This is a genomic window from Janthinobacterium sp. GW458P (assembly GCF_002127585.1).
Taxonomy (GTDB): Bacteria; Pseudomonadota; Gammaproteobacteria; order Burkholderiales; family Burkholderiaceae_D; genus Janthinobacterium.
The window spans coordinates 1-10,471 of record NZ_NEGZ01000092.1 but is presented as its reverse complement, the minus strand read 5'-3'; the positions used below and the strand labels follow the sequence as shown (position 1 = coordinate 10,471).

Below are 10,471 nucleotides of genomic sequence, written 5' to 3'. Positions count from 1 at the left end.
AAACAGGCGAGCAAAATGGTGGCGCAATCGGTGCGGATATACAACCAGGAACGACCACATACGGCCTTGAAGTACAAAACGCCCGATGCGGTGCATCGGGCGTTTGTGCAGCAATAAATACTGTCAACCTATTTTAGGACTGGACATTCAAACGGCATCAATACGTATTGAGCGCCTTGGCGAACTTCACGATCCACAGACGGCTTGGACGCTCGCGGTCGTCGCCGCGCGCCACGCGGATGGTGTTGGCCGCGTTGCAGCCGGCCGCGCTGCTCGTGACGATGGCGCCGTTGGCGTCGACCGTGCACTTGGTCACGTCGGCGTCCGCCACTTCCGCGCCGTTCGCGTCAAAGACCTTGGTTTTCAGGCCGAAGTCATTGTCGTTGGCCAGCGCGATGGTGGACTCGTCGATCAGGGTCAGGCCTTCGGCCTTTTCCGCCGCCCAGCCGATGGCGTTCAAGTCCAGCAGCAGCGTTTTCTTCAGCGGCGTGACGGCGGCCCAGTCGGCGCCATTGACGGGGGCGCCGCCCATGCTGCTTTTCTCCAGGTCGGAGGTCGTCGCGTTGTAGGCGGCGGCCGCGATATCGGTGGCGCCCTTCAGTTCGACCAGCATCAGTTTATTGAATACCTTGCCCGATGGCGCGGCGCCCTGCTCGATGACGAGGAACTTGCCGCCGCCCAGCGCCACCATGTCGCCCAGCTTGGCGTTGCCCGTGCGGCCATCCTGGTAGTCGGCCGCGTTGAGCGGATACGCATACATCTTGCCGCTGGTGCCCGTCACCGGGTCGAATTCGATCCAGCGCGTGAAGCGGGCGAAGCGCTCGACCTGTTCATTCTTCTTCGTCACCGTGTACGGCGCGCTGCCGTCGGACAAGGGGCTTTGCAGGAAGGCGTACAGCTTGTCGTTGCTGGTGTCGAGGGTCATGCCTTCCATGCCGCGGTTCGCGCGGCGCTTGGCGAACAGCGCCGGCAAGCCCTTGCCCGGCTCGTACTTGGCCTGGATGATACCGGTGGCGGCATCGATCCTGACGATGAAGGGGCCGTATTCGTCCGAGACCCACAGCGCATTGCGCTTGGCATCGACGACGATGGCTTCCGAATCGAGGCCGCCCGCGTTGAAGACGGCCTTGCCGGCGGCGTCGAACTTCATCGCATCCATGACGGGAATCTCGGCCGAATTGCCGACCGCGCCCACGGGCACGGGCAAGCCCGAGCTGTTGACGGTGGCCGACACCTTGATCGGCGTGCTCGACGCCAGCACGGCGCCGTTCTTGCCGACCGTGATCACGCCGAACGACGGGGTAAAGCTGGGCGACGGGAAGATCTTGCTGCCGATGGTGCCCTTGCCCGAAGGGTCGGGCACCAGCGGGCCGTCGCCGTTCGGGCCGCGGTCCGTCAAGCCATAGAATTCCAGGTCGCCCGCCGCATTCTTGCCCTTGTAGGCCAGGCCCGAGCCGTACGACGGCAAAAAGCCGTTCGGGAATTCGCCCTTGATTTTGGCGTTGGCGCCTTCGTACGGCACGTAGAATTTGTCGGCCGCCTGGATCTGGTAGCGCGTCACGGTGACTTTTACTTCGCCCACAGGATTGGCTTGCGTCAGCGCCTCGTTGACGGGCGCGCCCGCTTTCGAAGCGAGAGTATCCTCGAAATGCTCGCGCACGAGGGCGCGGCGCTCGGCATCGACCGTGCGGCCGGCGAATTTGCCGCCCACCGATGCCAGGTGCGCGGCCAGGGCCGTGTTAAAGACGGCCGGGGCGGCGGCAAAGTCCAGGGTCTTGCCGGCCAGCGCGGCCTTCACTTCGGCCGTGAGCTTGATGCCGTTCGACGGATCGCTGTCCTCGTCGAGCAGTTGCAGCGCCAGCAGGCGGTTGACGACCTTGTCGTCCGCCACGTTCGTGCTGGCGGCCAGCGCCAGCGGCGTGACGACGGCGCCGCACGGCGCCGAACCGAGGGCCAGGCCGCCGACGCTGAAGGTCACCGTGTCGCCCGGGTTGCAAATGAATTCGCCCTTGGCGTTGGTGCTGGCCTTGGCGGCGCCGCCGGCCACGTAATCGAGTCCTTCCACCGCGCCGTCGAGGAACACGCCCGTCTGCGCCACGGGCTTGGAAGGCTCTGCCGGCGGATTATCGCTGCCGCCGCAGGCGGCCAGGGCCAGGCCGGCGGCGATGGCCAGCAGGGTCAGTTTCGGGGTCGACGTTACAGCAGTGTTCATGCATTCCTCGGCTAGGGTGGGATTGAAGCCGTGGAGAGTAACTGTTCAACGTGACAAGCCCATGACAGCCGTCACGCCAGTGGCGTATCCGCAACAGGCCCGCCGATGCCGCCGAAGCGTCCATCGGCCTGGCGCCGGAATTGCTTGGGCGTCACGCCTTTTACCTGTAAAAAGCGGCGGTTGAAATTGGCCACGTTCTGGAAACCCACGTCGTAGCAGACGTTCGACACGTACTGGTCGGTATCCATCAGCAGCTGGCAAGCCTTGTTGATGCGCAGCCGGCTGATGAAATCGGTAAAACTGTTGCCCGTCGCCTTGCGGAAGAAGCGCGAGAACTTACTCAGCGACATGCCCACCTGCTCGGCCAGCATTTCGGCCGAAATCGGCTCGCGGTAATTGTCCGTGATGTAATTGAGGACGGCATTGACCTTGGCCAGGGTGGCGTCATCGTCGTACGAGCGCAGCGAGGCACTTGACAGCAGGCGGTAATTGGCCGTGCGCGCCAGCTTGCTCATTAATTGGACGAATTCGGCGAAGCGCTCAGCGCCATGCGTGGCGCGGATGCGCGCCAGGTGCCGCTCGGCCTCGTGGCCCATGTCGAAAAACTCCACGCCATAGCTGGAGCGCTCGAGCAGGGGCAGCAGCTCGCGCAGTTCGGGAATGACGCGCGCGGCGCCCGCCAGCGGCGCATGGGCGAACTGCACGATCATGTCGCGCAGGGCCACGCCGCCGTCCGGCATCACGCTGGAAATCCAGTTGTGCGGCAGGCGCGGGCCCGTCAGCACCAGGTGGCCGGGCGAGAATTCGCCGATGTAGTCGCCCACGAACAGGCGCCCGCTGGTGGCGACGATCAGGTGCAGCTCATACTCTTCATGGCAGTGCCAGCGCACGCGCGAGCTGGGGTAGCCGTGTTCCAGGTAATTGATGATGCCGTCGTAGCTTTCGCGTTCCAGCTCGGGCGCCTTGCGCTCGCCGTCCTTGTGCCATAGGTGTTCCATGCTCGTCTCTCTCAGGCTGTTGCAGGCCTTTTCCAGCCAATGTACTCCAATTGCCGTCATTCTCCAAAGCGGCCCAGCGCCTGCTGGCGAAACTCCTTCGGCGTCATGCCCTTCAATTCCAGGAAGCGCCGGTTGAAATTGGCGACATTGTTAAAACCCGCCTCGTAGCAGATATTGCTGACGTAGCGCTGCGTTTCCATCAGCAGCTGGCACGCCTTGTTGATGCGCAGGCGGTTGACGAAGTCCGTGAAGCTGTTCCCCGTGGCGTGGCGGAAGAAGCGCGAGAACGTCCGCTCGGGCATGTCCACCTGCTCGGCCAGCTGTTTCAGCGAGAACTGGCTGCTGTAATTGTGCACGATAAAGTTGATGGCCGAACTGATGCGCGCCAAAGCCACGTCATCGTCGCTCGACTGCATGGGCACCGTCGACAGCAATTGGTAGTCGCTGGTCTGCGCCAGCTCGCCCAGCAACGTCAGGAATTCGATGAAGCGCGGCAGGCCATTGCTGTCGCGGATGCGGCGGAAGCGCCGCAGCGACTGCGCGCTGACGCCAAAGAATTCCACGCCGTGCAGGGCGCGCTGCAGCAGCGGAAAAATCCCCTTCAGTTCGGGGATGGCGGCCGCCATCGAGGCCAGCGGCGCATGCGAGAACTGGATCACCATGTCGCGCAGGGCCACGCCCTCGGGCGGCGTATCGAGCGAGACCCAGTTATGCGGCACGCGCGGCCCCGTCAGCACCAGGTGGCCGGGCGCAAACTGGCCGATGTAGTCGCCGACAAAGACCTTGCCGCTCGTTCCGACGATCAGGTGCAGCTCGTACTCGTCGTGATAATGCCAGCGCACCAGCGCATTCGGAAAGCCGTGCTCCAGGTAGCGGATGAAGCCGAAACTGCCTTTCGGCTCGAAGCCGGGCGTGGCGTCGCGCTGCTGTTCCAGTTCCTGCTCCACCTGCGGATATCCGGCCTTGCGTGGCATGGCGCGCCCTCCCCGTCAGGCGACGATCTGTTCCAGCGCCGCGCGCGCGCCCAGGCCATACAGGCTGGCCAGCGACTGCCCCACCGCCTGCGTGAACGCGGGTGTGTCGGACAGGTCGCCGAACAGCTCGCGCAAGGACAGCAGCGGCGCGGCGTCCGTGCCGCCCTGCAGCGCCAGCGCGCGCAGGCGCGCCGCGTACGGATCGCTCAAGGGCATCTCGCGCCCCGCTTCGTCATGGCCTTCCAGGTAGCGGAACCAGCACGCCACCGTAAAGGCCAGCAGCGCAATGGCGCCGCCCTGCGCCAGCGCCTCGCGCACGGACGGCAGCACGAATTTCGGGATGCGCGCCGAACCTTCCGTGCCGATGCGCGCCAGCTGGTCGCGCACGGCCGGATTCGAAAAGCGCTCGATCAGCGTCTCTTTATACTGCGCCAGATCGATGCCTGCCACTGCGCCCAGCAGGGGCGTCACCTCGTCATCCATCATGCGCCGCACCAGCAGGCGGACGCCCGCATCGCCCATCGCTTCATGCGCATACGTGTAGCCGAGCTGCATGCCAATGTAGCACAGGGCCTGGTGGCTGGCATTGAGCAAGCGCAGCTTCATCTTTTCATACGGCAGCACGTCGTGCGTCATCTGCGCACCCGCCTGTTCCCAGGCCGGGCGTCCCAGCGGGAATTCATCCTCGATGACCCACTGGCGGAACGGCTCGCACACGACGGGCCATGCGTCGATAATGCCAAAACGTTCGCGCACGAGCGTCCGGTGTTCGTCCGTGGTGGCCGGCGTGATGCGGTCGACCATGCTGTTGGGGAAGCTGCCATGCGTGGCCAGCCAGCGCGCCAGTTCCAGGTCGCGCAGGGCGACAAATGCCAGCAGCATCTTGCGCGTCACGTCGCCGTTGTTTTGCAGGTTATCGCAGGACATGATGGTAAACGGCGCCAGGCCGCGCTGGCGGCGCAGGGCCAGGGCGGCGGCCAGGTAGCCGAACGAGCAGCGCGGCGCCCCGGGGTGCGCCAGATCATGCACGATGTCGGCATGATCCGCATCAAACTCGCCCGTGCCCTGGTTCACGTAGTAGCCGCCTTCCGTGATGGTCAGCGCGACGATGCGCGTACCGGGATCGGCCAGCTTTTCCAGCACGGCTTGCGGCTCGGCGGGCGCATACAGGTATTCGCCGATGCAGCCGATGATGCGCGCCGTGTCGCCTGCCGCGCTGCGCTCGACCACCGTATATAAACCGTCCTGCGCCCGCATGGCGTCGCGCATGGCCGCATCAATCGCCAGCAAGCCCACGCCGCAGTATCCCCATTCTGCGTTGCCTGGCAAGGCCAGCAAGTCGTCGAGGTACACGGCCTGGTGGGCGCGAAAAAAACCGCCCACGCCGATATGCACGATGCCGGGCACGAGCGCCTCGCGCGCATACGCGGGCACGGCCACGTTCCCTGGCAGCTTGCCCAGGTTCGATTGCTTCAATGCGATGGCGGCCATTACAGCGCTCCTTTCGCCGCCGCACAGGTCTTGCCGGCGCGGTCGAAATAGTGCACGAAGCCCGGCTCGAACGTCAGCTGCGTCTGCTGGCCCGGCTGCAGCCTGCTGCGCTCGGCGTCGCGCGACACCAGCTGCACATTGTTCGCCAGGCGCACATAGGTCAGGGTTTCCACGCCCAGCGACTCCACCAGTTCGACGGTGACGGGCACGCTGCCCGGCTGCGCCGCGCCCAGGTGCACGTGTTCGGGGCGGATGCCGACAAAGCCGTCCGCCTGCGCCGCGCTGCCCGCCTGCGCCAGCAGCTGCGGCGCCGCGTCGGCAGGCACCACGTTCATGCTGGGCGTGCCGATGAATTGCGCCACAAAACGGTTGGCGGGATGGTCATACAGCTCCAGGGGCGAGCCATGCTGCTCGATCTGCCCGTCGCGCAGCACCACCACCCTGTCGGCCAGGGTCATCGCTTCGACCTGGTCGTGCGTGACATAGATGGTGGTGGCGCCCAGTTCGCGGTGCAGCTTGGCGATCTCGATGCGCGTCTGCACGCGCAGGGCCGCATCGAGGTTCGACAGCGGTTCGTCGAACAAAAACACTTTCGGGTCGCGCACGATGGCGCGGCCGATGGCCACGCGCTGGCGCTGGCCGCCCGACAATTCCTTCGGCGTGCGTTCCAGGTAACGCCCCAGGTCGAGGATGGCGGCCGCCTTGTCGACTTTTTCGCGGATGATGGCCGCATCGACGCCGGCCAGCTTCAGCGCGAACGACATGTTCTGGAATACCGTCATGTGCGGGTACAGCGCATACGACTGGAACACCATCGCCAGGTCGCGCTTCGATGACGGCAGATTCGTGATGTCGCGCCCGTCGAGCGACAGCTTGCCGCCGTCGATCGGCTCCAGGCCCGCGATCAGGCGCAGCAGGGTTGATTTTCCGCAACCCGACGGCCCCACGAAGACGACGAATTCGCCCTGCCGGATGTCCAGGTCGATGCCCTTGATGGCGCGGTGCTCGCCAAAGAATTTCTCGATATTGCTCAGTTGAAGGTAAGCCATGATGTCATCCAATAGTGTTTACTTAACAGCGCCGAAGGTCATACCCTGGACCAGTTGTTTCTGGCAGAACCAGCCCAGCGCCATGATCGGCGCGATGGCCATCAGCGAAGCGGCCGACAATTTGGCCCAGAACAGTCCTTCCGGGCTCGAATACGAGGCGATGAGCCAGGCCAGGGTGCCCGCGTTGGAGGCGCCCAGGTTCAGCGACCAGAACGACTCGTTCCACGACCACACCATGCAAACGAGCGCCGTGGAAGCGATGCCGCCCACGGACAGGGGCAGCACGACGTGGCGGAATTCGTCCCACACGGTGGCGCCGTCCATGCGCGAGGCCTCGAGGATTTCGCGCGGCAGCTCCTTCATGCTCGTGTACAGCAGCCAGATCATGATGGGCAGATTCATCAGCATGAACATGATGGTCAGGCCGATGCGCGTATCGAGCAGGCCGAAGTACTGGTAGCAGATATAGATCGGCATCAGGGCGCCCACGCCGGGCATGTAGCGCGAGCTGAGCATGAATTTCAGCAAGCCGATGGTGCCGCCCGTGGGAAAGAAGGCCATCGAATAGGCGGCCGGGATGGCGATCAGCAGGCCAATCGCGGTGGAGACCACGCTGGTGAACAGCGAGTTCCACGCGTAGCCGAAGTAATTGTCGCGCGCCAGCACTTCACGGAAGCTGTCCAGGGTGGGCGTGAAGAACAGCAGCGGCGGCGTGGCGATGGCTTGCCCTTCCGTCTTGAAGGCCATCAGGCCCAGCCAGAAGATGGGAAAGAACAGCAGCAGCGCGCACAGCCAGGCGGCGGCCGCGCGGCTATATAAATGAAGTTTGCTATGCATCAAGGTCTCCTTATTTCGACAGATTCTTGCCGATGACGCGCATCAGGAAGAAGGCGGCGATGTTGGCGATGAGCACGGCGAACAGGGCGCCGGCCGAGGCCGCTCCCACGTCATACGACAGCAGTGCCTGCTGATAGATCATGAAGGTGATGGTGGTCGTGTCGAAGCCGGGACCGCCGCCCGTGGTGGTAAAGATTTCCGCAAAGATCGACAGCAAAAAGATCATCTCGATCATCAGCACCACGGAGACGGCGCGCCCCAGGTGGGGAATGTAGAGGTAGCGCAACTGCTGCAGATAGGTGGCGCCATCCATGCGCGCCGCTTCCAGCTGTTCGCGGTCCATCGATTGCAGCGCCGTCATGAAGATCAGGCAGGCAAACGGCAGCCATTGCCACGACACCATCATGATGATGGAAAACAGGGGATGGGCCGACAGCCAGTCGACGGGCGTGGCGCCAAAGAAGATGCTGATCTGCGCAAACAGACCGTAGATCGGGTTGAGCAGCATATTTTTCCACATCAGGGCATTGACGGCCGGCATGACGAGAAACGGCGAAATCAAGAGCACGCGCACGATGGCGCGCCCCGGGAACGCCTCATTGATCAGCAAGCCCAGCGCCGTGCCCAGCACCACCGTGACCAGCATGACGGAAAACAGCAGGGTGAACGTGTTCTGCAAGGCCGGCAGGAACGAGGCATCGGTAAAGAAAAAGTGGAAATTGGCCAGGCCATGGAAAGGATGGCCGCTCGGATCGAGCATGGAATAGCGCACGAACGCGTAATACAGCGTGATCAGCAGCGGGATCACGGAAATGACGGAGACGGCGACCACGGCCGGCGTCAGCAAAGTCCGGGGGATAAAGCGTTTCATAGGGTTCTCTTGAGACGTGAGGTGAGTGATCTAGCGCAATAGCGAGGCCAGTCATGTCACCTGTGTTACAAACCAAACGGCACAACAAAGATGCCTGACAAAACCGTAGCGAGCGGCAGTGATTTGTGGCCGAGAAGCGCAACCGTACTGGAGTACGGTGAGCATCGCCGGCCGCAAAGCGCGACGCGCAGCAGGTTTGGTCAGGCTATCCTCCTACTTGTAATACCCGCCCTTGCGCATCTCGCGTTCCGCCGTCTGCTGCGACAACTCCAGCGCCTGCTCGACCGTCACCTTGCCCAGCAGCGCTGCCGCCATCTGCTGGCCGGCCGCCACGCCGATCACCTGGAATTCGGGAATCGAGGCGAATTGCACGCCCACGTAGGGCGACGGCGGCAAGGTGCTTTGCACGGCGCGCGTGGTTGCCAGGGCCTTGCCTTCGGCGGCGGCAAATTTCGCCACTTTCTGGAAGTCGGGGCTGGCATACGTGGACTTGCGCGTGCCTGTCGGCACGTTGGCCCAGCTCGTTTCCTTGGCAACCAGTTTCACGTAATCGGGCGAGGTGGCCCAGTTGATGAAGCGCTGCGCCTCGTTCGGATGCTTCGAGCTCGACGGAATCGCGAGCGACCAGATCCACAACCAGTTGGCGCCCCGCTCCGTCACGCCCACGGGCGACTGGGCGAACGCCACCTTGTCGGCCACCTTGCTTTGCTTCGGATCGGTGATGAAGGAGGCGGCGATCGTCGCGTCGATCCAGATGCCGCACTTGCCCTGGTTGAACAGCGCGAGGTTTTCATTGAAGCTGTTGGCGGCCGCGCCCGGCGGGCCGTATTTCTTCATCAGCTCGACATACATGGTGACCGCGTCCTTCCACGGCTTGCTGGTAAATTGCGGCTTCCATTGCATGTCGAACAGCTGGCCGCCATAGGAATTGGCCATGGTGGTGATCAGGGCCATGTTGTCGCCCCAGCCCGGCTTGCCGCGCAGGCAGATGCCGTACACGCCGTTGGCCGGATCGTGCAGCTTGGCCGCCACGTCGCGCAGCTGGGTCCAGCTGGGGCGGTCTTCGAGCGTCACGCCCGCCTTTTTGACCAGGTCGCTGCGGTACATGATCATCGAGCTTTCGCCATAGAACGGCGACGCGTACAGCTTGCCGTCGCCGGACAGGCCCTCGCGGATGGCCGGCAGCAGGTCGTCGATATCGTATTTGGCGTCCGGCTTGATGGGGATCAACCAGTTCTTCTTGCCCCAGATGGGCGTTTCATACAGGCCGATGGTCATCACGTCGAACTGGCCGCCCTTGGTGGCGATATCGGTGGTCATGCGCTGGCGCAAGACGCCCTCTTCCAGGGTCACCCACTTGAGCTTGATGTCGGGATTGGCTTGCTCGAAGAACTTGCCGAGCTTTTGCATTTCGATCATGTGGCCGTTATTGACGGTGGCGATGACGAGGTCGGTTGCGGCAAAGGCGGACGCGCTGAGGCAGAGCGCGCCGGCGCACAGCGCGGCAATGGCGGTACGTTTCATTGTGTGTCTCCAGTGTTTTTTGTCGTTGGCAATGCCGCTTGTTGGCACCACGACCACAATGTAGCACCGGGCTTTGATACTTTCTGATACTCCAAAACCGCAATTCAATACTCTTTTGCATCCCCGCTATGCACCAGAGTATCGACATTGAGTAAAAACAACACTTTGAAAGAAAGTATCGCTACTTGTTCGATTTGTATCAGGCTGGTTAAAAAAGCGCTGCTAGACTTGGTTTTCGGCATTAGACCGTGCGCGGTGGCCGCCTCGTTGGGGCGCCGCCGCTACCACCTACATTTTTCTGGAGACCGCATGAATCGCACTGCATTGAAACCCTTGGCTGCCCTGCTCCTGGCCATCGCCAGCGCTGCCGCCGCAGCCGGCCCCATGTACCCTGGCGACGCGGAAGGCTTCCACGGCTACCTGCGCGCCGGCGCCGGCAGCACCACCGCCGACGGCGGCGGCCCGCAAAGCTGCTATGGCCTGGGCGGCAATACCATGAAATATCGTCTGGGCAA

9 protein-coding genes and 1 pseudogene are annotated in these 10,471 nt (G+C 63.3%); 2 read left to right on the top strand and 8 right to left on the bottom strand.

Annotated elements, in window-relative coordinates:
- Positions 1 to 117, top strand: a 117-nt coding sequence (locus tag CBW50_RS27305; protein WP_139842572.1) for an integrase core domain-containing protein, incomplete at its 5' end; no start/stop codon positions are given.
- A 40-nt stretch (positions 118 to 157) separates the two neighbouring features.
- Here the strand turns inward: CBW50_RS27305 and CBW50_RS27300 are convergent.
- From CBW50_RS27300 to CBW50_RS27265, 8 genes are all read right to left on the bottom strand, one after another.
- Entirely contained in the window at positions 158 to 2,212 is a 2,055-nt protein-coding gene (locus tag CBW50_RS27300) for an esterase-like activity of phytase family protein (protein ID WP_086148405.1), read from the bottom strand.
- Positions 2,213 to 2,283: 71 nt separating this feature from the next.
- Positions 2,284 to 3,210 (bottom strand): AraC family transcriptional regulator, encoded by a 927-nt coding sequence (locus CBW50_RS27295; RefSeq protein ID WP_216356424.1) that lies wholly within the window; start codon positions 3,208 to 3,210, stop codon positions 2,284 to 2,286.
- Positions 3,211 to 3,266: 56 nt separating this feature from the next.
- Positions 3,267 to 4,184, bottom strand: coding sequence for an AraC family transcriptional regulator (locus CBW50_RS27290; protein ID WP_086148403.1), 918 nt, complete (start codon positions 4,182 to 4,184; stop codon positions 3,267 to 3,269).
- A 15-nt stretch (positions 4,185 to 4,199) separates the two neighbouring features.
- A complete protein-coding gene (locus tag CBW50_RS27285; protein ID WP_086148402.1) occupies positions 4,200 to 5,675 on the bottom strand; it encodes a mannitol dehydrogenase family protein in 1,476 nt (491 codons plus the stop codon).
- Positions 5,675 to 6,724, bottom strand: coding sequence for an ABC transporter ATP-binding protein (locus tag CBW50_RS27280; RefSeq protein ID WP_086148406.1), 1,050 nt, complete (start codon positions 6,722 to 6,724; stop codon positions 5,675 to 5,677). The genes CBW50_RS27285 and CBW50_RS27280 overlap by 1 nt, the downstream gene beginning before the upstream one ends.
- Before the next feature lie 18 nt (positions 6,725 to 6,742).
- A complete protein-coding gene (locus CBW50_RS27275) occupies positions 6,743 to 7,561 on the bottom strand; it encodes a carbohydrate ABC transporter permease (protein ID WP_086148401.1) in 819 nt (272 codons plus the stop codon).
- Between the two features lie 10 nt (positions 7,562 to 7,571).
- A complete protein-coding gene (locus tag CBW50_RS27270) occupies positions 7,572 to 8,432 on the bottom strand; it encodes a carbohydrate ABC transporter permease (protein WP_086148400.1) in 861 nt (286 codons plus the stop codon).
- A gap of 213 nt (positions 8,433 to 8,645) precedes the next feature.
- A complete protein-coding gene (locus tag CBW50_RS27265; RefSeq protein ID WP_086148399.1) occupies positions 8,646 to 9,956 on the bottom strand; it encodes a sugar ABC transporter substrate-binding protein in 1,311 nt (436 codons plus the stop codon).
- A gap of 309 nt (positions 9,957 to 10,265) precedes the next feature.
- Between CBW50_RS27265 and CBW50_RS27260 the strand changes: the two are divergent.
- A pseudogene (locus CBW50_RS27260) lies at positions 10,266 to 10,471 on the top strand (carbohydrate porin); the annotation flags it as partial.

Excerpts from the sequence above, each read along its gene's own strand:
- CBW50_RS27300 (WP_086148405.1), bottom strand. The coding sequence starts at position 2,212 with ATGAACACTGCTGTAACGTCGACCCCGAAACTGACCCTGCTGGCCATC.
- CBW50_RS27295 (WP_216356424.1), bottom strand. The coding sequence starts at position 3,210 with ATGGAACACCTATGGCACAAGGACGGCGAGCGCAAGGCGCCCGAGCTG.
- CBW50_RS27290 (WP_086148403.1), bottom strand. The coding sequence starts at position 4,184 with ATGCCACGCAAGGCCGGATATCCGCAGGTGGAGCAGGAACTGGAACAG.
- CBW50_RS27285 (WP_086148402.1), bottom strand. The coding sequence starts at position 5,675 with ATGGCCGCCATCGCATTGAAGCAATCGAACCTGGGCAAGCTGCCAGGG.
- CBW50_RS27280 (WP_086148406.1), bottom strand. The coding sequence starts at position 6,724 with ATGGCTTACCTTCAACTGAGCAATATCGAGAAATTCTTTGGCGAGCAC.
- CBW50_RS27275 (WP_086148401.1), bottom strand. The coding sequence starts at position 7,561 with ATGCATAGCAAACTTCATTTATATAGCCGCGCGGCCGCCGCCTGGCTG.
- CBW50_RS27270 (WP_086148400.1), bottom strand. The coding sequence starts at position 8,432 with ATGAAACGCTTTATCCCCCGGACTTTGCTGACGCCGGCCGTGGTCGCC.
- CBW50_RS27265 (WP_086148399.1), bottom strand. The coding sequence starts at position 9,956 with ATGAAACGTACCGCCATTGCCGCGCTGTGCGCCGGCGCGCTCTGCCTC.